At 69.5% G+C, this 19359-nt stretch carries 20 protein-coding genes; 8 read left to right on the forward strand and 12 right to left on the reverse strand.

Annotation, left to right across the window (positions count from 1 at the left end):
* Positions 1 to 3: 3 nt before the first annotated feature.
* Positions 4 to 150 carry a hypothetical protein gene (locus ABE438_RS07205; protein ID WP_346501881.1) on the reverse strand — a complete coding sequence of 49 codons (147 nt, stop codon included), beginning with the start codon at positions 148 to 150 and terminating at the stop codon, positions 4 to 6.
* Between the two features lie 161 nt (positions 151 to 311).
* On the opposite strand from ABE438_RS07205, the gene ABE438_RS07210 reads away from it, so the two are divergent.
* From ABE438_RS07210 to ABE438_RS07225, 4 genes are read left to right on the forward strand one after another with little or no spacing between them, the layout of a single operon-like run.
* Entirely contained in the window at positions 312 to 923 is a 612-nt protein-coding gene (locus ABE438_RS07210) for a glutathione S-transferase family protein (protein ID WP_346501882.1), read from the forward strand.
* Between the two features lie 3 nt (positions 924 to 926).
* Positions 927 to 1391 (forward strand): hypothetical protein, encoded by a 465-nt coding sequence (locus tag ABE438_RS07215; protein ID WP_346501883.1) that lies wholly within the window; start codon positions 927 to 929, stop codon positions 1389 to 1391.
* Positions 1388 to 1849 (forward strand): hypothetical protein, encoded by a 462-nt coding sequence (locus ABE438_RS07220; RefSeq protein WP_346501885.1) that lies wholly within the window; start codon positions 1388 to 1390, stop codon positions 1847 to 1849. Before ABE438_RS07215 ends, ABE438_RS07220 begins: the two co-directional genes overlap by 4 nt.
* Positions 1846 to 2487, forward strand: a complete 642-nt coding sequence (locus ABE438_RS07225; protein ID WP_346501886.1) for a uracil-DNA glycosylase family protein — start codon at positions 1846 to 1848, stop codon at positions 2485 to 2487. Before ABE438_RS07220 ends, ABE438_RS07225 begins: the two co-directional genes overlap by 4 nt.
* A gap of 105 nt (positions 2488 to 2592) precedes the next feature.
* Here the strand turns inward: ABE438_RS07225 and ABE438_RS07230 are convergent, their stop codons facing one another.
* On the reverse strand, positions 2593 to 3459 hold the full coding sequence (locus ABE438_RS07230; protein ID WP_346501887.1) for an NAD(P)-dependent oxidoreductase: 867 nt from the start codon (positions 3457 to 3459) through the stop codon (positions 2593 to 2595).
* Positions 3460 to 3606: 147 nt separating this feature from the next.
* Here ABE438_RS07230 and map point away from each other — a divergent pair, with 147 nt between their 5' ends.
* Positions 3607 to 4359: a type I methionyl aminopeptidase gene (gene map, locus ABE438_RS07235; RefSeq protein ID WP_346501888.1), complete on the forward strand. Its 753-nt coding sequence runs from the start codon at positions 3607 to 3609 to the stop codon at positions 4357 to 4359.
* 10 nt (positions 4360 to 4369) lie between these two features.
* On the opposite strand, the gene ABE438_RS07240 is transcribed toward map, so the two are convergent.
* From ABE438_RS07240 to ABE438_RS07255, 4 genes are all read right to left on the reverse strand, one after another.
* Positions 4370 to 5086: an ABC transporter permease gene (locus ABE438_RS07240; RefSeq protein WP_346501889.1), complete on the reverse strand. Its 717-nt coding sequence runs from the start codon at positions 5084 to 5086 to the stop codon at positions 4370 to 4372.
* Positions 5083 to 5793, reverse strand: a complete 711-nt coding sequence (locus tag ABE438_RS07245) for an ABC transporter permease (protein ID WP_346501890.1) — start codon at positions 5791 to 5793, stop codon at positions 5083 to 5085. The genes ABE438_RS07240 and ABE438_RS07245 overlap by 4 nt, the downstream gene beginning before the upstream one ends.
* A 68-nt stretch (positions 5794 to 5861) precedes the next feature.
* On the reverse strand, positions 5862 to 6641 hold the full coding sequence (locus ABE438_RS07250) for a transporter substrate-binding domain-containing protein (RefSeq protein WP_346501892.1): 780 nt from the start codon (positions 6639 to 6641) through the stop codon (positions 5862 to 5864).
* Positions 6642 to 6811: 170 nt separating this feature from the next.
* A complete protein-coding gene (locus ABE438_RS07255) occupies positions 6812 to 8056 on the reverse strand; it encodes an MFS transporter (RefSeq protein ID WP_346501893.1) in 1245 nt (414 codons plus the stop codon).
* 547 nt (positions 8057 to 8603) lie between these two features.
* Here ABE438_RS07255 and ABE438_RS07260 point away from each other — a divergent pair.
* Both ABE438_RS07260 and ABE438_RS07265 read left to right on the forward strand, forming a co-directional pair.
* Positions 8604 to 9692 carry a TRAP transporter substrate-binding protein gene (locus ABE438_RS07260; protein WP_346501895.1) on the forward strand — a complete coding sequence of 363 codons (1089 nt, stop codon included), beginning with the start codon at positions 8604 to 8606 and terminating at the stop codon, positions 9690 to 9692.
* A 179-nt stretch (positions 9693 to 9871) separates the two neighbouring features.
* On the forward strand, positions 9872 to 10252 hold the full coding sequence (locus tag ABE438_RS07265) for a porin (RefSeq protein ID WP_346501896.1): 381 nt from the start codon (positions 9872 to 9874) through the stop codon (positions 10250 to 10252).
* A gap of 109 nt (positions 10253 to 10361) precedes the next feature.
* Here the strand turns inward: ABE438_RS07265 and ABE438_RS07270 are convergent, their stop codons facing one another.
* From ABE438_RS07270 to solA, 5 genes are all read right to left on the reverse strand, one after another.
* On the reverse strand, positions 10362 to 12065 hold the full coding sequence (locus ABE438_RS07270; protein WP_346502109.1) for a TRAP transporter large permease: 1704 nt from the start codon (positions 12063 to 12065) through the stop codon (positions 10362 to 10364).
* 108 nt (positions 12066 to 12173) lie between these two features.
* A complete protein-coding gene (locus ABE438_RS07275) occupies positions 12174 to 12770 on the reverse strand; it encodes a TRAP transporter small permease subunit (protein ID WP_346501897.1) in 597 nt (198 codons plus the stop codon).
* 100 nt (positions 12771 to 12870) lie between these two features.
* On the reverse strand, positions 12871 to 14049 hold the full coding sequence (locus tag ABE438_RS07280; RefSeq protein ID WP_346501899.1) for a multidrug effflux MFS transporter: 1179 nt from the start codon (positions 14047 to 14049) through the stop codon (positions 12871 to 12873).
* Complete coding sequence (locus ABE438_RS07285; protein ID WP_346501900.1) at positions 14046 to 14948, reverse strand: DMT family transporter; 903 nt, start codon at positions 14946 to 14948, stop codon at positions 14046 to 14048. Before ABE438_RS07285 ends, ABE438_RS07280 begins: the two co-directional genes overlap by 4 nt.
* 23 nt (positions 14949 to 14971) lie before the next feature.
* A complete protein-coding gene (gene solA / locus ABE438_RS07290; protein ID WP_346501901.1) occupies positions 14972 to 16111 on the reverse strand; it encodes an N-methyl-L-tryptophan oxidase in 1140 nt (379 codons plus the stop codon).
* 288 nt (positions 16112 to 16399) lie between these two features.
* On the opposite strand from solA, the gene ABE438_RS07295 reads away from it, so the two are divergent.
* Positions 16400 to 18163: a methyl-accepting chemotaxis protein gene (locus ABE438_RS07295; protein WP_346501902.1), complete on the forward strand. Its 1764-nt coding sequence runs from the start codon at positions 16400 to 16402 to the stop codon at positions 18161 to 18163.
* A gap of 21 nt (positions 18164 to 18184) precedes the next feature.
* Here ABE438_RS07295 and moaA read toward each other — a convergent pair whose 3' ends face one another.
* The gene (moaA, locus tag ABE438_RS07300) at positions 18185 to 19297 is read right to left on the reverse strand and encodes a GTP 3',8-cyclase MoaA (RefSeq protein WP_346501903.1); all 1113 of its coding nucleotides are present in this window, start codon (positions 19295 to 19297) and stop codon (positions 18185 to 18187) included.
* Between the last annotated feature and the right edge of the window lie 62 nt (positions 19298 to 19359).

The following is a 19359-nucleotide window of genomic DNA, read 5'->3' on the forward strand; positions in this document are numbered from 1 at the left end:
GTCTCAGCGCTCGATCTGGTCGCGCTGCATCTCGTCGGAGAGCCGCGCCGCGCCGGGCGGCCGCGAGCGCGACCAGACTACCGCGAGCATCAGCCCGACGGGGATCGCCAGCAGGATCGTCCAGGCCAGGAAGCCCCATTCCGCTTGCATGTGTGTCGTCCTTTCGCAACGGAAACCCGGCCGATGGCCGCGAGGTTCCGTGCCGCCGTCGCGGCGGCCGTCTTGCTGCCGCGATCCTCGGCGAAATCTTGACAGGCGCCGGTGCGGACCGCGAAACCGGTCCTGGCGGCAGGCGCCTGACGAGGGACGGCATGAAGCTCTATGATGGCGGTCGGGCGCCCAATCCCCGACGGGTCCGCATTTTCTACGCCGAGAAGGGCATCCCGCTGCCCGAGATCGTGCCGGTCGACATCGCCGCGCGCGAGCACCTGACGCCGGAGTTCGCCCGCATCAACCCGGCAAGGCGCGTCCCGGTCCTCGTCCTCGACGACGGGACTGCGCTGGCCGAGACCATGGCGATCTGCCGCTATCTCGAAGGGCTGCACCCTGAGCCGGCGCTCTTTGGCGCCACGCCGAAGCAGGCGGCGCTGATCGAGATGTGGAACCGGCGCATCGAGCTCGGCCTGTTCGCCTCGGTCACCGCCGTCTTCCGCCACAGCCATCCCTCCATGGCCGATCTGGAGCGCCAGGTGCCCGAATGGGCGCAGGCCAACCGCGACATGGTCGACGACCAGCTGACGCTGCTCGACCTGCAGCTGGCCGGCAGCCGCTTCCTCTGCGGCGAGGAACTCAGCGTCGCCGACATCAGCGCCGGCATCGCCATAGACTTCATGAAGCCGGCCCGCATCGCGCTGCCGGAGGAGTTCGCCAATATCCGCCGCTGGCATGCAGAGCTCTCGTCGCGGCCGAGCTGGAGGGCCTGAGCGGTGCGGCATCTGCTGCTGCTGCCGTTCCTCGTGCTGCTGCCCGTCTGGCCCGCCGGCGCCCAGATGCTGACCGGCGAGCAGATCGGCGAGGCCTTCGGCGGCAACACGGTCAGCGGCCGCTATACCGGCGGCGGCTTCTTCACCGAATATCACGATCCGGACGGGCGGGCGCTCGGCCATAATGGCTGGTTCGCCAACACCGACGCCTGCTGGATCACCCGGGCCAATTCCGTCTGCTACTATTACGGCCCGCCGGAGAAGCGCACCACGCATTGCTTCACCGTGGAGCGGAAGGACAAGCTCTACATCCTGCGCAATGCCGGGGACGGCCGCATCAATGCGGTGGCCTCGGTCGAACTGGCCAATCCGCGCAACCATACCGACCAGGGCAAGCCCTGGTATTGCGACGGGCTGATCTCGCGCGCGCCGGGCAAGGCGATGTCGCGCAAGGTGGCGGCGCGATGAGGCGGCTTTTCCTGCTCGCTGCGCTGGCGCTGCTGGTCCGGCCGGGTCCGGCGGCCGCGGTCGACAAGCTGAGCGGCGAGCAGATCCGCACGCTGTTCGAGGGCAACACCGTGCTCGGCCGCTATGCGAACGGGCTGCCCTTCAGCGAGTATCATCATCCCGACGGCCGCGCGCCGGGCCATAACCGCAACGTGCCCAACACCGACGCCTGCTGGACCACTACGGCGGACGCCGTCTGCTACTACTACGGCCCGTTCGAGACGCGCCGGACCTATTGCTTCACGGTCGAGCGCAGCGGCACGCTCTACGTGCTGCGCACCCAGCGCAGCGGCCGCATCAACGCGCTGGCGCGGATCGAGCCCGGCGACGGCGAGAAGCACACCGAGAAGACGCCGCCCTGGCATTGCGACGGGCTGATCTCGCAGCGGCCCGGGGGCGCGCGCCTGGCCGCACGATGACGGACCGCGAGCGCGATCCGCAGGACGGCCTGGACGCGGTGCTGGCGGAGCTGCGCGCCTGCCGCATCTGCCGCGACGCACCGCGCTATCTGCCCGGCCTGCCGCACCAGCCGCGCCCGGTCATCCAGGCGGCGGCGAGCGCCCGCCTGCTGATTGCCGGCCAGGCGCCCGGCACCCGCGTCCACGCCAGCGGCCGGCCGTTCACCGACCGTTCGGGCGACCGGCTGCGCGACTGGCTCGGGCTCGATGCCGAGCGCTTCTACGACGCCGCGCGCGTCGCCGTCGTGCCGATGGGGCATTGCTTTCCGGGGCTCGACGCCAAGGGCGGCGACCTGCCACCGCGGCGCGAATGCGCGCCGGAATGGCGGGAGCGCGTGCTGGCGGAACTGCCGGCGCTCGAGCTGGTGCTGCCGATCGGGCGCTATGCCCAGGCCTGGCATCTCGGCCGCGAGGCGGCGAAGAACCTGACCGCCACCGTCGCCGACTGGCGCAGCGTCTTCGCGCTGCCGCGCCGGCCGCGCGTGCTGCCGCTGCCGCATCCCTCCTGGCGCAACAATGCCTGGCTGCGGCGGAACCCGTGGTTCGAGGCCGAGCTGGTGCCGGTGCTGCGGGCCGAGGTCGCCCGGCTGGTCGGGTAGCGGCCCCGCTCTCACGGGGCGGGCGGGAAGGCAAGCCGGGGCCTGCGCTGGACGCGGCCCCGGATGGTGTCATGGTGCGCCCGGCGGCGAGCGTAGCGCTGCGCCTTACGATTCCAGGCGCTTCAGCAGGCTCGACGTATCCCAGCGGCCGCCGCCCAGCGTCTGCACGTCGGCATAGAACTGGTCGACCAGCGCGGTGACCGGCAGGCGGGCGCCGTTGCTGCGCGCCTCGTCGAGCACGATGCCGAGGTCCTTGCGCATCCAGTCGACGGCGAAGCCGTAGTCGAACTTGCCGATGTTCATGGTCTTGCCGCGGTTCTCCATCTGCCAGGAGCCGGCGGCGCCCTTGGAGATCACCTCGATCATCGCATCGACGTCGATGCCGGCGCGCTTGGCGAAGTGCACACCCTCGGCCAGCGCCTGCACCAGCCCGGCGATGCAGATCTGGTTGACCATCTTGGTGAGCTGGCCGGCACCGGCCGGGCCCATCAGGCGGCACATGCGGGCGAAGCTCGCGATCACCGGCTCGACGCGGGTGAAGACCGCCTCGTCGCCGCCGCACATCACGGTCAGCACGCCGTTCTCGGCGCCGGCCTGGCCGCCGGAGACCGGTGCGTCGACGAAGCCGAAGCCGGCTTCCGCCGCTGCGGCATAGAGCTCGCGCGCCACATTGGCGGAGGCGGTGGTGTGGTCGACGAAGACCGCGCCCTTTTCCATGGCGGCGAACGCGCCGCCCTCGCCGGTGGTGACCGAGCGCAGGTCGTCATCGTTGCCGACGCAGGCGAAGACGATCTCCTGGCCGCGCGCGGCGTCGGCCGGCGTCGGGGCCGAGACGCCGCCATGCTGGGCCACCCAGGCCTGCGCCTTCGCCGGAGAGCGGTTGTAGACCGTGACCTCGTGGCCCTTGGCCTTGAGGTGTCCGGCCATGGGGTACCCCATCACGCCGAGCCCGAGGAATGCGACCTTTGCCATGTCCAGCTCCACCCTTCTTCTCTGGAAGTCCGGATTGCGTGTACCGCCTCATCCCTGGGCTGCAAAGCCGTTCGCGCGGGATCGGCGCATGCCGGAGGCGCGCACGCCCCGGTTGCCTGAGCTGCGGCACGGGCGTAGGAGCGGCCCATGACCGTGAGCAATGACGACGAACTGCAGGCGCTGCGCGAGATCGGGCGCATCGTGGCGGAGACGCTGGCCGTGATGGGCAAGGCGCTCGAGCCGGGCATCACCACCGCCGAGCTCGACGCGATCGGCCGTCGCCACCTCACCCTGCACGGCGCCCGCTCGGCCCCCGAGGTCGACTACGCCTTCCCGGGTGCCACCTGCATCAGCGTCAACGAAGAGGTCGCGCACGGCATCCCTGGGGCGCGGCGCATCGCGGCCGGCGATCTCGTCAACATAGACGTCTCGGCGGAGAAGGGCGGCTTCTACTCGGACACGGGTGCCTCCTTCATCGTGCCGCCGGGCGACCGGCGCATCGAGAAACTCTGCCGCGACGGCAAGCGCGCGCTCTGGGCCGGCATCGGCCAGGTCGGCGCCGGCAAGCCGCTGGCCGGCATCGGCAGCGCGGTCGGCCGCTTCGCCGGCAAGAACGGCTACACGCTGGTGCGCAACCTCGCCAGCCACGGCATCGGCCGCTCGCTGCACGAGGAGCCGAAGGAACTCGCGACCTGGCCTGAGAAGGCCGAGCGCCGGATCATGCGCAAGGGCCAGGTCTTCACCATCGAGCCCTTCCTCTCGCTCGGGGCCGAATGGGCCGAGACGACCGATGACGATCGCTGGACGCTCTACGGCACGCCGAGCGCGCCGACCGTGCAGTACGAGCACACGCTGGTGGTGACCGCCTCGGGCGCCACGGTGCTGACGCTGGCGGCCTGATGGGCGGCGGCTAGCGCAGCGCCATGTGCCGGGTCAGGCGCCGCTCGAACAAGTCCCAGACGCGCCGGACGATCTCGACCAGTGCCAGATACACCAGCGCCGCATAGAGATAGATCGACAGGTCGAAGGATCGCGCGAAGGCGAGACGCGTCGCGCCCATCAGGTCGAACAGCGTCACCAGCGAGGCGATGGCGCTCGACTTGATCATCACGATCAGCTCGTTGCCGAGCGGCCGCAGCGCCAGGATCATCGCCTGGGGCATGATGACCAGCAGCAGCGTCTTCCAGCGCGGCAGGCCGAGCGACAGCGCGCCCTCGAACTGCCCGCGCGGGATCGACTGGATGGCGCCGCGCAGGATTTCGGCCTGATAGGCGGCCGTGTTCACCGTGAAGGTCAGGAGCGCGCAGTAGAACGGCTCGCGGAACAGCCACCACAGCCCGACCTCCTGCCAGAACGGCCGGAACTGCCCGAGGCCGTAATAGACCAGGAAGAGCTGGCAGAGCAGCGGTGTGCCGCGGAAGAAGGTGGTGTAGCCGGTGATAGTCGCGGCGAGCCAGCGCGGCCCGTAGAGCCGCCCGACCGCTAGCGGCACCGCCATGACGAAGCCGAGCGCCACCGAGATCGCCACCAGCTGCAGCGTGATGCCGAGTCCGGTCGCCATCCGGCAGCCATAGTTCTGCAGAGCTTCGTTGCCGGTGATGAGGCCGGGATACTCGCACCACCTCATCGCGTGCTCCCGCCGAAAGCGCTGTAGCCGCGATTGGCCCTGGCCTCCATCCGCGCCAGCCCCCAGGCCGAGACCAGCGAGAAGAACAGATAGAGCAGGATCGCCGCGCCGAAGAACAGGAAGGGCTCCTTGGTGGTGACGTTGGCCCGCGTGGTGATGAACATGATGTCGGGCAGCGTGATCACCGAGACCAGCGAGGTCTCCTTGAGCAGCACCATCCAGTTGTTGCCGAGGCCGGGCAGGGCGACGCGCATCAGCTGCGGGAAGACGACGAGGCGGAAGGCCTGCCGGCGGCTGAGGCCGAGCGCCGCCGCGGCCTCGCGCTGGCCGCGCTGCACCGAATCGAGCGCCGCCACCCAGACCTCGCTGGAGAAGGCGCCGAGCACGAGGCCCAGCGCCACCATGCCGGCGACGAAGGGTGGCATCGAGAAGCCGCTCCACAGCTTCTGCATCAGCACCTGGATGCCGAAATAGATGATGTAGAGCGTCAGGAGCTCCGGCACGCCGCGGAACACGGTGGTGAACAGGGTCGCGGCGCCGCGCACCAGCGCGTTGCGCGAGCGCTTGCCGAGCGCCACCAGCAGGCCCAGCGCCAGGCCGAAGGGCAGGGTGGCGAGCGCGATCGAAATGGTAACGAGTGCGCCCTGCAGGAGAGCGAGGCCCCAGCCTCCCGGGCCGAAGCCGAGCAGTGCGAGCTTGTCGAGCATGACCGGTATCGTCGGGATCCGAAGGGGAAGGCCGGGCCGTCAGGCCCGGCGGGAGAGGGGGCGCGGCTTCAGTTCACGGTGAACTGGAACCACTTGTCCTCGATCTTCTTCTGCGTGCCGTCGGCGATCGTCTCGGCGATGGCCTTGTCGAGCATCGCCTTCAGCGCGGTGTCCGACTTGCGCACGGCGGCCGCGACGCCCGGCCCGTGGATGGCCTCGTCGCGCGTCACCTCGGCGATCAGCTTGCAGCAGTCCTTGCCCTGGCCCTTGAGGAAGTCGGCCAGCGCCAGCGCGTCGGCCACGGCATAGTCGAGCCGGCCGTTCAGCAGGTCGAGATTGACCTCCTCCTGCGTCGGGTAGAGCCGCGCCGTCGCGTCGGGATAGACCTTCTCGACATAGTTGGCGTGGATGGTCGAGCCCTGCGCGCCGATCGCCTTGCCCTTGAGGGCAGCTGGCGACACGTCGTTCGACTTGGTGCTCTTCGGGCCGATCACCCAGATCGGCGTCTTGCTGTACACCGCGCTGAAGGCGACCTGCTTCCGGCGTTCCTCGGTGGCGTTCATGCCGGCGATGATCACGTCGTATTTGTTGGCCTGCAGCGCGGGAATGATGCCGTCCCAGTCCTGCACCACCCAGGTACAGGTCACCTTCATCCGCTCGCAGAGCACCTTGCCGTAGTCAATCTCGAAGCCCTCGAGCTCCTTCTTGGCGTTGAGGTTGTTGTAGGGCGGATAGGCGCCTTCGGTGCCGATCCTGATCTCCTTCCACTCCTTCGTCTGGGCCGAAACGGTGGTGGCGGCGGCGCAGCTCAGCGCCAGGACGGCAAGAAACCCGGTGAACGCCTTCATGAAACCTCCCTCTCGCGATTCTGCCGGTGGGCACCGAACGCCCGGCCGGATCATGGCGACACTGTGAGGGAGGAACGGGCGCAGCGGCAAGGGGCGGCGAAGGGAAGCGCGCCGCTTTCGCGGGCGGACCGGTCAAAAATGCTGCAGGACGGCCCGCGAAGGCGTCCGGCTCAGCGGGGCGCGCCGGGCTCGCCGCGCCGCGCATCCCACCAAGTCAGAAGGAAGACCGCGAAGCCGGCGAGCGCCAGGCCCATGCCGACCCAGCCGGTCGATGTCCAGCCATAACCGGCCGCGATCGCCATGCCGCCGAGCCAGGGGCCGAGCGCGTTGGCGGTGTTGAAGGCGCTGTGGTTGAGCGCCGCCGCCAGCGACTGTGCGTCCTGCGCCACGTCCATCAGCCGGGTCTGGAGCGGCGTGCCGAGCCCGCCGCCGCAGCCGATCATGAACACGACCACGCAGACCGCGACGAGATTGCCGGCCGCGAACGGGAACAGCGCCAGCGACAGCGCGCTCCACAGCAGGATCGCGCCGATCGACGGCATCAGCGCCCGGTCCGCGGCCCAGGCGGCGGCGAGCGTGCCGACGGTCAGGCCGAGGCCGAACACGGCGAGCACGACCGGCACCATGGCCGGCGAGACCTGCGTCACCTCCAGAAGCGTCGAGGCGACATAGGTGTAGACCGCGAACATGCCGCCGAAGCCGATCGCGCCGATCGCCAGCGTTAGCCAGACCTGGCGGTGGCGCAGCGCACCGAGCTCGCGCAGCGGGCTGGAGCCCGCCTGCGGCTCGTCGCGCGGCGCGAAGAGCGCGATCAGCACGGCGGTCAGCGCCGCCAGCAGTGCCACGAGGCCGAAGCCCCAGCGCCAGCCCAGCCACTGGCCGAGCCCGTTGGCGAGCGGCACGCCGATGATCGTCGCGATCGTCAGGCCCAGCATGACGCGCGCCACGGCCTGCGACCGGCGGTTGCGCGGCACCAGCGAGGCCGCGACCAGCGCCGCCACGCCGAAATAGGCGCCATGCGGCAGGCCGCTGAGGAAGCGGAAGGCGAGCATCCAGGAATAGCTCGGCGCCAGCGCGCTCAGCCCGTTGGTCACGGCGAAGGTCGCCATCAGGCCGATGAGCAGCGTCCGGCGCGACAGCCGCGCCGCCAGCACGGCGATCACCGGCGCGCCGACCACCACGCCGGCGGCATAGGCGCTGATCACAAGACCCGCCGTGGGTTCGTCGATGCCGAGCCCGGCCGAGAAATAGGGCAGGAGGCTCATCACCGCGAACTCGGCCGTGCCGATGGCGAAACCGCCCATGGCGAGCGCCAGCAGCACGAGGGAGACGCGGTGGGGCGCGGCGCGGGGCGACGTGGCGGGCGCGGCCTGCGCATCGCGCGCAGCAACGTCCTCCGTGACGGACAGGCTCATGGATCGGCTTCGGAAAAGGAGTGTTGGCGCAGACATGGGCATGCTGCGCTGCAATAACATGCGTCGATCATGCGCTTTGCGCAAGTCCCCCGCGGGGATACCTGCCGTTACACTCTCCGTCATGTGATCGGCGCATGCGGATGGGCGGCTTCATAGGCACGGGGCTTCGCGGTGCGCGGCGAGAAACCATCTTTCCACGGCCGTTTCCGGTGATTTGCCGCGACAACTGCTGCAAAAATCGCCTGTTTCGGTGCGTGGTGGTGGTTGACCGCGCCCCCGAAAAGCCGCATCGCTTGAGCGCAGCCGTGCCATGCTCTGGGCGCAAAGCGCCCCTATGCGCAGGGCCATGGCGGGCGACGGCAACGGAGGTGCTCCGCAGGTTCGCGCAGACGGGGAGGGCAGCCGCCTCTCGGGCAGGATCCCGCCGGAAGGGCTCCGCAGAGAGCCCGCCATCCCCCACCAATGTCGCCCTTCTAGTTCGCGTCGTGCCGTTCTATCGCTGGTCGCGCACGACGATAAAAAACGTCGAAACGAGGAGATGTCCCAGATGAAGCGTCGTCACTTTCTGCAGGCCGCCACGGTCGGCGCGGCCGGCTCCACCATCGCGATGCCGGCGATCGCCCAGTCGAATCCCGAGGTGAAGTGGCGCCTGACCTCCAGCTTCCCGAAGTCGCTCGACACGATCTATGGCGGCGGCGAGACGCTGGCCAAGATGGTCTCCGAGCTGACCGACGGGAAGTTCCAGATCCAGGTCTTCGCCGCGGGCGAGATCGTGCCCGGCCTGCAGGCGCTCGACGCCGTGTCGAACAACACGGTCGAGATCTGCCACACGGTCTCCTACTACTATGTCGGCAAGGATCCGACCTTCGCGATCCCGTCCTCGGTGCCGTTCGGCCTGAACACCCGCATGCAGACCGCCTGGCTGGCGCAGGGCGGCGGCGACGCGCTCTTCAACGAGTTCTGGAAGAAGTACAACGTCGTCGGCATCCAGTGCGGCAACACCGGCGCGCAGATGGGCGGCTGGTTCCGCAAGGAGATCAAGTCGGTCGCCGACCTGCAGGGCCTGAAGATGCGCATCGCCGGCATCGCCGGCTCGGTGCTGCAGAAGCTCGGCGTCGTGCCGCAGCAGCTCGCCGGCGGCGACATCTACCCCTCGCTCGAAAAGGGCACGATCGACGGCGCCGAATGGGTCGGCCCCTATGACGACGAGAAGCTCGGCTTCGCCAAGGTCGCGCCCTATTACTATTATCCCGGCTTCTGGGAGGGCGGCCCGGCCGTCCACGCCTTCATCAACACCGAGCGGTGGGACAGCCTGCCGAAGCATTACCAGGCGGCGCTGCGCGCGGCGGCGGCCTATGCCACCCAGCAGATGACCGCCAAGTACGACGTGCAGAACCCGGCGGCGCTGAAGCGCCTGATCGCGGCCGGCGCGCAGCTCCGCCCGTTCCCGCAGGACGTGATGGACGCCTCGCTCAAGGCCTCGAACGAGCTCTATGCCGAGATCTCGGCGAAGAACCCGGAGTTCAAGAAGGCGATCGACGCGATGAACGCCTTCCGCAACGACCAGTATCTCTGGTGGCAGGTGGCGGAGCTGACCTTCGACATCTTCCAGGTGCGCAACCGCACGGCAAAGTGATCGCTGCGCGCCAGCGTGACGATGATCAGCGAAAGCCCGGCCCGGTGCCGGGCTTTCCGCGTTTTCAGGCAATGGCTGTCGCGCCATCTGCCGCCATGCCTGGCCTTGCTCGGCCTGCGCCGCTTTGCCCGCATCGGGCGAACGCGCTAGGATCGCGCGGTTTTCACGCGATCGAGGCCATGATGCTGCGTCCCGCTCTCCTCATCATCGCGCTGCTCGGCCTGCCCGGCCTGGCGTCGGCGCAGTCGATCGGCGAGCCGATTCCCGGCCGCGCCGCGCTCAAGCCGCGTCCCGCCCCCGCACAGCAGGCCCCGCGCGGCGCCAGGTCGTGCCCGGAATACGGCGCCGGCTTCGTGCGCCTCGAGGGCAGCACCACCTGCGTGCGCATGGGCGGCGGGGTCCGGGTCGAAATCGGCAAGTCGTCGCGCCGCTACGGCTCGAACGCCGACGCCATGCTCTATGGCGAGGCCCGCAGCGCCACCTCGCTCGGCGAGGTCCGCGCCGTGGTCAGCGGCCGGGTGCGCCGCGACACGCTCAACGACGGTTTCCAGCGCTGGTGATGGTCGGCCGCCCGCGGGCGGCGCGCCGCATGCTCGATCATCGAAAAGGCCCCGGACCTGACGGTCCGGGGCCTTTTCTGTTCATGAAAGAAATTCGATACGCCGGAGCTTACTGGCCGGGAGCCGGGGGCAGGCCGAGGCCGGGGAAGGCACCGCCATCGCCCAGTCCGGGAATGCTGATCGAATCCAGCTGCTTGTTGATCTCCTGCTGGTCGAGCTGTTTCACCGATCCCTTGTAGTGCATCACCATCTGCGGGAAGAGGATCAGCAGCACCACCATCAGGCACTGGATGCCGATGAAGGGCACCGCGCCCCAGTAGATCTGCCCCGTGGTCACCGGCTCCATGCGCTTGCCGGTGATCTTGTCGACATAGGCCGTGCGCGGCGCGACCGAGCGCAGGAAGAACAGCGCGAAGCCGAAGGGCGCGGTCATGAAGCTGGTCTGCATGTTCATCGCCAGGATGACGCCGAACCAGATCAGGTCGATGCCGAGCTTCTCCGCTGCTGGCGCCAGCAGCGGCACGACGATGAAAGCGAGCTCGAAGAAGTCGAGGAAGAAGGCCAGCACGAAGACGATCACGTTGACGATCGCCAGGAAGCCGATCGTGCCGCCGGGCAGGCCGACGAGCAGGTGCTCGACCCAGACATGGCCGTTCACCCCGTAGAAGGTCAGGGCGAAGACGCGCGCGCCCAGCAGGATGAAGAGCACGAAGGCGGAGAGCTTCGCGGTCGACTCCGTCGCCTGCTTCAGCAGCTGGAAGGTCATCCGGCCGCGCACGAAGGCGAGCAGCACCGCGCCCGCCGCGCCCATCGCGCCGCCCTCGGTCGGGGTCGCGACGCCGATGAAGATCGTGCCGAGCACCAGGAAGACCAGCGCCAGCGGCGGCACCATCGAGAAGATGACGCGCTCCGCCATGTGCGAGAGCAGGTTGAGGCGCAGAAGCTTGTTGGCGCCGGCGATCACCAGCGAGATCGTGATGCCGATCAGCATCAGCATCACGGCGAAGTCGGAGCCGGCGGTGACGTTGGTGTAGAGCTTCAGAAAGGCATAGGCCGTGCCGAAGGACAGCAGCATCACCACGCCGAGCGAGGTGCGGCGCGTCTTGCCGTCCGCGTCGCGCAGCGTCAGCGCCTCCTCGGGCAGGCCGGGCACGCGGTTCGGCGCGACGAGGCCGACCGAGAGCACGTAGACCGCGTAGAGCGCCGCGAGCGCCAGCCCGGGGATCATCGCCCCTTCGTACATCTCACCAACGGGGCGGCCGAGCTGGTCGGCCAGCACGATCAGCACCAGCGAGGGCGGGATGATCTGCGCCAGCGTGCCAGAGGCGGTGATGACACCGGCCGCCAGCCGCCGGTCGTAGCCGTAGCGCAGCATGATCGGCAGGGAGATCAGCCCCATCGAGATCACGGAGGCCGCGACGACGCCGGTGGTCGCCGCCAGCAGCGCGCCGACGAAGACGACGGCAAAGGCGAGGCCGCCGCGCACCGGCCCGAAGAGCTGGCTGATCGTGTCGAGCAGGTCCTCCGCCATGCCCGAGCGCTCCAGCACCAGCCCCATGAAGGTGAAGAACGGGATCGCCAACAGCACGTCGTTGTTCATCGTGCCGTAGACGCGTTCGGGCATCGCCTGCAGGAAGTTCTCCTGGAACAGGCCGAGCTCGATGCCGATCAGCGCGAAGAACAGCCCGTTGGCCGCCAGCGCGAAGGCCACGGGATAGCCGAGCAGCAGGAAGACGATCAGCGCGCCGAACATCACCGGCGCCATGTTCGCGCGCAGGAAGTCGGTGACACCGGCGGCGTGCGCGTCGCCCATGTGCAGGCTCAGCAGCGCGAAGAGGGCGAGCGCCGGCACAGAGGCCGTGGCGCGGACGATGCGGGAGAGCTGCATGATATGTCGTGTCCGGAGCGGGCTTGCGAGCGGTCAGGTGAGGCCGTCGGCCTTGGCCTGCTGCAGCAGGCGCTCGGCTTCGGCCTCGGTCGACGCGGCAAGTCCGCCGCTCTGGGAATCGTCCTCGATCACGCCACGCATGATCGCGATCTGCTTGATGATCTCGGAGACGCCCTGCAGCGCCAGCAGGAAGAAGCCGATCACCACCAGCCCCTTGGCCGGCCATTGTGCCAGCCCGCCAGCCGAGAGCGACTGCTCGTTGACGGCGTAGGAGCGCAGGAAGAACGGCACGGCATAGTAGAGCGTCAGCAGCGCGAACGGCATCAGGAACAGGATATGGCCGAGCAGCTCGATCCAGAGCTGCACGCGCCGGGGCAGGGCCAGGTTCACGATGTCGATGCGGATGTGCTCCTTCAGCATCAGCGTCCACGGCGCGCAGAACAGGAAGACCGCGCTGAACAGCATCCACTGCAGCTCGAGCCAGGCGTTCGACGAGACGTTGAAGACCTTGCGGACGATGGCGTTGACCGTCGACACGAGAATGGCGGCCACCAGCAACCACGCGAAGGAGCGGCCTATGCGCTGGTTAAGGCCGTCGATCAGCCGGCTGATGGCGAGTGCTGCCTGCACCTTGGGCTCCCTCGGATCATGACGTTATGGCCGCGTTATGCGGCCTCCGAGGGCGGTTATAGGAAAGATAAGCGCGAGACAAGGTTCCGTCGCCGAGGGGCTATGCGGCCCGGTCTGGCCTCGACGGGCGCAGCGCCAGCATGGCGATGGCGATCAGTAGCCACATCATCAGCATCATCACCTGCGGCCAGACGACGACCAGTGCGCTGACGAGCACGGCGGCAAGGGCGCTGCTCCCGAGCTGCAGCGCGCCCGAGAGACCCGCAGCGGAGCCCGCCAGCTCCGGCCTCGCCGAGAGCGCCTCGGCCGTCGCGCCGGGAATGGTCAGCCCGTTGCCGATGGCGTTGAAGGCGAGCGGCAGGAACAGCGAGAGCGGCGTCCAGTAGGCGCTCAGCGAAATCGCGAAGGCGGCGGTGGTCGCTATGAACGAAATGACGAGACCGATGCGGATAAGCCGGGGCGCGCCATGGCGTCGCACCAGCCGCGACATGCCGAAATTGCCGATCATGTAGCCGAGCGCATTCAGGATGAAATAGGTGCCGTAGGCGTCCGAGCCATGGCCCATGACCTCGACCACGATATGCGGCGCGGCGGCGACGAAGGCGAAGAAGGCCGCCGTCGTGGTCGAGACCGCGATGGCGTTCATCTGGAACTCGCGGTCGGAAAGCAGGATCGGGAAGGCGCGGAACAGCCCGGAGAGCGAACTGCGCACCCCGATGACGGGCGCCGTCTCCGGCAGGCGCCAGGCCGTCAGCAGCAGCACGACGCTGCCGACCGCCACCATCGCCCAGAAGATGGTGCGCCAGCCGAGCCAGGAATCGATCTGGCCGCCGAGATAGGGCGCGATCATCGGCGCCACGACCATGACCATGGTCACCGAGGCGATCTGGCTGGCGGCGTCGTCGCGGCTCGAGGTGTCGCGGATGATGGCGCGCGTCAGCGCGAAGGCGGTGCCCGAGCCGGCGCCCTCCAGCACGCGGCTGAGCAGCAGCACCCAGGTGCTCTGGGACAGCGCGCCGAGCACCGAGCCGGCGACGAACAGCGCGATGCCGGCGATGACGCAGGGGCGCCGGCCGAAGCGGTCCGAAAGCGGGCCGACCACCAGCTGCGTCAGCGCGACCGAGACGAGGAACAGCGTCAGGGTCAGCTGGATCGTGGCGTAGCTCGCGCCGAACTCGCGCGCCAGCGCCGGCGTCGCGGGCGCCAGCATGTTGAGCGCGATCGGCTGCAGGGACGAGATCGCGACGAGAATCAGCAGGGTCGGGCGGGGGGCCGTCACAGGGGTGGCTCGCCTTCCGGCTTGAGGTTGGAATCGCGACGCACGCGTTGGCGGTGCAGCGTGTAGAGGCCGCTGCCGACGATCAGCGCGATGCCGGCGAGCGCGGCGGCATCCGGCCTCTCGTCCCAGACGATGTAGCCGATCGTCACGGCGAAGACGACGACGGCATAGCGATAGCCGGAGACGACGCCGATGTCGGTGCTGCGGAAGGCGTTGATGATGCAGAAATTTCCGAGCGTCACCAGCACCGCGGCCATCACCAGGTAGAGAAGCTGCGGCCTGAAGGTCGGCACCCACTCTTCGAACAGGCCGAAGCCGAGCGAGACGATCCCCACCACGATGCCCGTCGAGAAGGAGACGATGGTGACGGGCACGCTCGGCCCGATCTGCCGCGTCAGCAGTTCGCGCGCGGCGACGAGGGCGGCGCTTCCCAGCGCCACCAGGGCGGCAAGGCCCAGCCCGTCGCCGCTCGGCCGCGCCACGATCAACACGCCGGCGAAGCCGACCGCCAGCGCCGCGGCGCGCCGCCAGCCCACGACCTCGAGGCGCAGCACCACCGCCAGCACGACGAGCAGCAGCGGGGAGGCCATCAGGATCGCGGTGATCGTGCCGAGCGGCATCTGGCCGAGCGCCCAGATGAAGCAGAGCGCCGAGAGCGCCTCCGCCAGGCCGCGCCCCAGCACCAGCGGGCGCAGCGCCATGCCGAGCCGGCGCACGTCGCCGAGGATCATGATCACCGCGAAGCCGGCGATCAGCGCGAAGACCGTGCGCAGCGCCACCGCCTGCCCGGTCGGGAAGGTCTCGCGCGCCAGCTTCATGAAGGTGTCGTTGACCGAGAACAGGGCCATAGCCCCGAGCATCGCGATGATCCCGCGGCGATTCTGGACGGCGGTGGCCAAGATGATGTCCCGATGCGGAAGCGTCAGGCGCCGAAGCGCGCGAGCGAGAAGGGCGAGAGGTCGAAGGCGGAGGGCTTGCCGGTGCCGAGATCGGCGAGGATCTCGCCGATGGCGCTGGCGAACTTGAAGCCGTGGCCGGAACAGGCCGAGGCGAACACCGTCTGCGGCACACCGGGCACGGCGTCGATGATGAAGTCCTCGTCGGGCGAGACCGTGTAGACGCAGCCCCGGACCGTCAGCGGATCGCCGGCGGCGTCGGGGATGTAGCGGGCGAGGCATTCGCGGATCAGCCGAAGCTGGTTCGGGCTCGGCGTGCGGTCGGGCTCGCGCGGGTCCATCGGCTCCCGGCCGAAATGCGGGCCGCCGAGCTTGAAGCCGGGATGCTCGTAGAGCGGGAAGCCGTAGAAGCTGCCTTCCTCGACGCTGAGGATGAAGACCGGGAAGGCGTCGGCGCGGAACAGCTCGGGCCGCTGCGTGCTGAACCAGCCGATCGCCTGCTTGACGGTCGAGACGCGGCTCTGCAGCGCCGGCACCGCATCGGCGATCCAGCCGCCGGAGGTGATGACCAGCCGCCCGGCCGAATAGCTGCCGCGCTCGGTGCGGACGGTGACGCCGCCATCGGCGGTCGGCGCCCAGTCGAGCATCGGCTCGCCGGTGCGGATCTCGGCGCCGTGCGCCTGCGCCAGGCCGACATGGGCGTAGATCGCCTTCTCGGAGGCGACGAAGCCGCCATCCGGCTGCCACAGGCCGAGATGCTTCTCCGGCAGGCGAAACGCGGGAAAACGGCGGGCGATCTCGGCATGTGACAGGACCTCGTGCTCGAGCCCGTGGTCGAGGCAGGATTGCAGCGAGGATTCGACCGGTCCGAGCCCCTCGGGCGCGAGGTCGAGCGAGCCGGTGACGTGAAGCAGGCGCATCCCGGCGGCGGCACCGGCCTCCTGCCAGAGCGCATGGGCGCGCCGGACGATCGGCACGTAATGCGAGCCTTCGAAATAGGCGAGGCGGATGATCCGGGTCAGCCCGTGCGAGGAGCCCATGGCGTGGCCGAGGTCGAAGCGCTCCAGCCCGAGCACCCGCAGGCCGCGCTTCGCCAGATGCCAGCAGGCGGAGGAGCCCATGGCGCCGACGCCGGCGACGATGACGTCGTAGCTCCTCGCGCTCATCGCTTTCCTCTCCCGACTGGGCCGCGAACCCGCGCGATCCCGGCTGCCGACTGGTCCCGCAACCGGCCGGGACGCCGGACCCGGACGCGCGGGAGACCAAGTCTCTCGCGCGGCGCTGGGCGACCGCCATGTCCCGCCGCGGATTGAAGGGCAATCTAGACCGCGCCCTTTGCGCCGGTCCATGGCGGCGCGGGCCGCGGGGCCATGCGCTGACCGGGTGAGGGCAGGACGAAGTGTTAACCATGGCGGCGTCATGGTCCCCGGACCGCGTCCGTCCGGAATCTGCCTATGCTTCTTCGTGCTCTCCGGCGCTGGTCGCGCCGGACCTCGCCTCCCGAGCCGGTGCCCGTCGCGCCGCAGCCCGAAAGCACCGTGCCGGTCCCGGTTCCCGCCGAGGTTGCGGGCCCGGTGGGCGAGACCATCAACGAGCTGGAAAACGACGTCGTCGCCGCCATGCGCCGGCTGACCGACGGGCTCGACCGCTCCGAGGAATGCTCGGTGCGCGCTGAGGCCCGCTCGCGCGAGATCCATGCCGGCGTCGCCGAGCTGCGTGAGGTCGCGTTCTCGGCCAGCACCAATTCCGTCGCCTTCGCCGGTGCGACCCAGCAGGTCTCGGACGCGGCAGAGCGCGTCGGCGCGCTGATGACCGGCATGCGCGGCCGGCTCGATGCCGCCGCCGTCCGGGCGGGCGAGGCGACGCGGATGATGGACGAGCTGGCGCTGGCCGCCGGCGAGATCCGCTCGGTGGTCGACGCTATCGCCGACATTGCCCGCCAGACCAATCTGCTCGCGCTCAACGCCACCATCGAGGCGGCGCGCGCCGGCGAGACCGGCCGCGGCTTCGCCGTGGTCGCCCAGGAGGTGAAGTCGCTGTCCTGCGAGGTGCGCGACGCAGTCGACGACATTCGCGGCCGGGTCGACCGGCTGAACCAGACGGCGCAGGGCTCGGCCGCCGTGATCGGCGATGCGCTGCGCATGGTCACCGACGTCAATCCGGTGATGGCGACGATCAGCGAAGCCACGCTGGAGCAGGCCGCCGCCGCCGCCGAGCTGTCGCGCGGGGCCGACGTCACGGCACGCTTCGTCGAGACGGTGCAGCAGCGCGTCGTCACCATGGACCGGATGGCGCTCGCTGCCGCCGAGGAATGCGCCGGCGCCCGCCATGCCCTCGCCGAGGGCACCCGCCAGGCGGACGGGCTGATCGAGCGCTTCGTGCCGACGCTGCGCCATACGGTCTTCGCCGACCGCCGCCGCCATGACCGCTTCCCGGCCGAGTTGCCCGCCGTGCTGACGGCGGACGGCGTCGCCCACCGGGTCCAGACCATCGATATCGGCTTCGGCGGTGTGCTCGCCCGCCATGACGGCCCGGACCGGATCGAGACCGGCAGCCTGGCCCGGGTCGCGCTCGACGGGCTGCCGGCCCTGGCCTGCCGCGTCAAGGGCCGCAGCGATCTCGGCCTGCATCTCGCCTTCGAGGGGCCGGAGGGCCCAGAGCATGCGGCGCTGCGCCAGCGCCTTGCCGCGATCGAGGAGGGCTATCGCCCGCTGATCGATCGGGCTCAGCTCTTCGCCCATCGCGTCGCCTTGCTGTTCGAGGACGCGTTGCGCCTGCGCCGGCTCCCGGAAGACGACCTCTTCGACGTCGATTACGTCGCGATTTCCGATACCGATCCGCGCCAGTACTGGAACCGCGCGCTGCCGGTGATGCAGCAACTGCTGCCGCCGCTGCTCGAGGAGATGATGGCGACCGATCCGCGCCTCGTCTTCAGCCTCGCGGTCGACCGCAACGGCTTCATACCCGTCCACCACCCGCAATACTCGCTGCCGCAGCGGCCCGGTGATCCCGACTGGAACCCGGCCTTCAGCCGCGACCGGCGGATCTTCGACGACCGCGCGGGCATCATGGCGGCGCGCTCGACGCGGCCCTTCCTGGTGCAGTCCTATCTGCGCGATATGGGCCCCGCCGGCTCCGAGCTGATGCGGGAGGTCGATGCGCCGATCCGCGTCAACGGCCGCCATTGGGGCGGCGTGCGCATGGCCTACCGCATGTGAGGGCGGCCGCCGCGGCGGCGCTCAGCCGCCGGTGACGCTCATATGCCGCCCGACCGCGGCACGCGGCGTGCGCCGGTCGATCACGAAGTCATGGCCCTTGGGCTTGCGCGAGATCGCCTCCTGCATCGCCTTGTGGAGCAGGGCGTCGTCCTCGGAGGCGCGCAGCGGCGCACGCAGGTCGGCGGCGTCCTCCTGGCCGAGGCACATGTAGAGCGTGCCGGTGCAGGTCAGCCGCACGCGATTGCAGCTTTCGCAGAAATTATGGGTCATCGGCGTGATGAAGCCGAGCAGCCCGCCGGTTTCGCGCACCCGGACATAGCGCGCCGGGCCGCCGGTGCGGTGCGGATCGTCGTCCAGCGTGTACTGGTCCATCAGCCGCGCCCTGACCATAGAGAGCGGCAGGTACTGGTCGAGCCGCGCCGGCTCGATCTCGCCGAGCGGCATCACCTCGATCAGGGTGAGGTCCATGCCGAGCCCGTGCGCCCAGCGCATCATCGTCGGGATCTCGTCCTCGTTGACGCCCTTGAGTGCCACCGCGTTGATCTTGACGTGCAGGCCGGCCGCCCGCGCCGCCTCGATTCCCGCCAGCACCTTGGAGAGGTCACCCCAGCGCGTGATCGTGCGGAACAGGTCGGGATCGAGCGTGTCGAGCGAGACGTTGACCCGGCGCACGCCGCAGGCGGCGAGCTCGGCCGCATGGCGGGCCAGCTGCGAGCCGTTGGTGGTCACCGTCACCTCGTCGAGCGCGCCCGAGGCGAGATGGCGCGAGAGCGAGCGGAACAGGCTCATGATCTCGCGCCGCACCAGCGGCTCGCCACCGGTGATGCGCAGCTTGCGGGTGCCGCGCTGAATGAAGGCGGTGGCGATCCGGTCGATCTCCTCCAGCGTCAGCAGGTCGCGCTTCGGCAGGAAGGTCATGTCCTCGGACATGCAGTACACGCAGCGGAAATCGCAGCGGTCCGTCACCGAGATCCGCAGATAGGAGATGTCGCGGCCGAAGGGATCGACCAGCGGGGCGCGCGTCAGGGGCTTGAGCGGGGCGTCGAGCACGAAGGCCTTGTCCTGGGCTGTTCCGGTGCGTCGTCCCGGCGGCTTCACGCCGGCCGGTTTCTTGCCGATATAGGCACGAAGCATTGTCGCGGCCACCCCGCAGGTCAAGCGGGCCGAAAGCCGCAGCCGCATCGAAGGAGCGCCAG

Origin of the sequence: Allobosea sp. TWI1241, assembly GCF_039673065.1 — a bacterium.
Lineage (GTDB): Bacteria > Pseudomonadota > Alphaproteobacteria > Rhizobiales > Beijerinckiaceae > Allobosea.

Bases quoted from the DNA above. Each gene is read 5' to 3' on its own strand.
- ABE438_RS07220 (WP_346501885.1), top strand. From the start codon at position 1,388: ATGAGGCGGCTTTTCCTGCTCGCTGCGCTGGCGCTGCTGGTCCGGCCG.
- ABE438_RS07245 (WP_346501890.1), bottom strand. From the start codon at position 5,793: ATGCTCGACAAGCTCGCACTGCTCGGCTTCGGCCCGGGAGGCTGGGGC.
- ABE438_RS07270 (WP_346502109.1), bottom strand. From the start codon at position 12,065: ATGGGCGACGCGCACGCCGCCGGTGTCACCGACTTCCTGCGCGCGAAC.
- ABE438_RS07260 (WP_346501895.1), top strand. From the start codon at position 8,604: ATGAAGCGTCGTCACTTTCTGCAGGCCGCCACGGTCGGCGCGGCCGGC.
- ABE438_RS07265 (WP_346501896.1), top strand. From the start codon at position 9,872: ATGATGCTGCGTCCCGCTCTCCTCATCATCGCGCTGCTCGGCCTGCCC.
- solA (WP_346501901.1), bottom strand. From the start codon at position 16,111: ATGAGCGCGAGGAGCTACGACGTCATCGTCGCCGGCGTCGGCGCCATG.
- ABE438_RS07255 (WP_346501893.1), bottom strand. From the start codon at position 8,056: ATGAGCCTGTCCGTCACGGAGGACGTTGCTGCGCGCGATGCGCAGGCC.
- ABE438_RS07230 (WP_346501887.1), bottom strand. From the start codon at position 3,459: ATGGCAAAGGTCGCATTCCTCGGGCTCGGCGTGATGGGGTACCCCATG.
- moaA (WP_346501903.1), bottom strand. From the start codon at position 19,297: ATGCTTCGTGCCTATATCGGCAAGAAACCGGCCGGCGTGAAGCCGCCG.
- ABE438_RS07250 (WP_346501892.1), bottom strand. From the start codon at position 6,641: ATGAAGGCGTTCACCGGGTTTCTTGCCGTCCTGGCGCTGAGCTGCGCC.
- ABE438_RS07240 (WP_346501889.1), bottom strand. From the start codon at position 5,086: ATGAGGTGGTGCGAGTATCCCGGCCTCATCACCGGCAACGAAGCTCTG.
- ABE438_RS07295 (WP_346501902.1), top strand. From the start codon at position 16,400: ATGCTTCTTCGTGCTCTCCGGCGCTGGTCGCGCCGGACCTCGCCTCCC.
- ABE438_RS07210 (WP_346501882.1), top strand. From the start codon at position 312: ATGAAGCTCTATGATGGCGGTCGGGCGCCCAATCCCCGACGGGTCCGC.
- ABE438_RS07225 (WP_346501886.1), top strand. From the start codon at position 1,846: ATGACGGACCGCGAGCGCGATCCGCAGGACGGCCTGGACGCGGTGCTG.
- ABE438_RS07205 (WP_346501881.1), bottom strand. From the start codon at position 150: ATGCAAGCGGAATGGGGCTTCCTGGCCTGGACGATCCTGCTGGCGATC.
- map (WP_346501888.1), top strand. From the start codon at position 3,607: ATGACCGTGAGCAATGACGACGAACTGCAGGCGCTGCGCGAGATCGGG.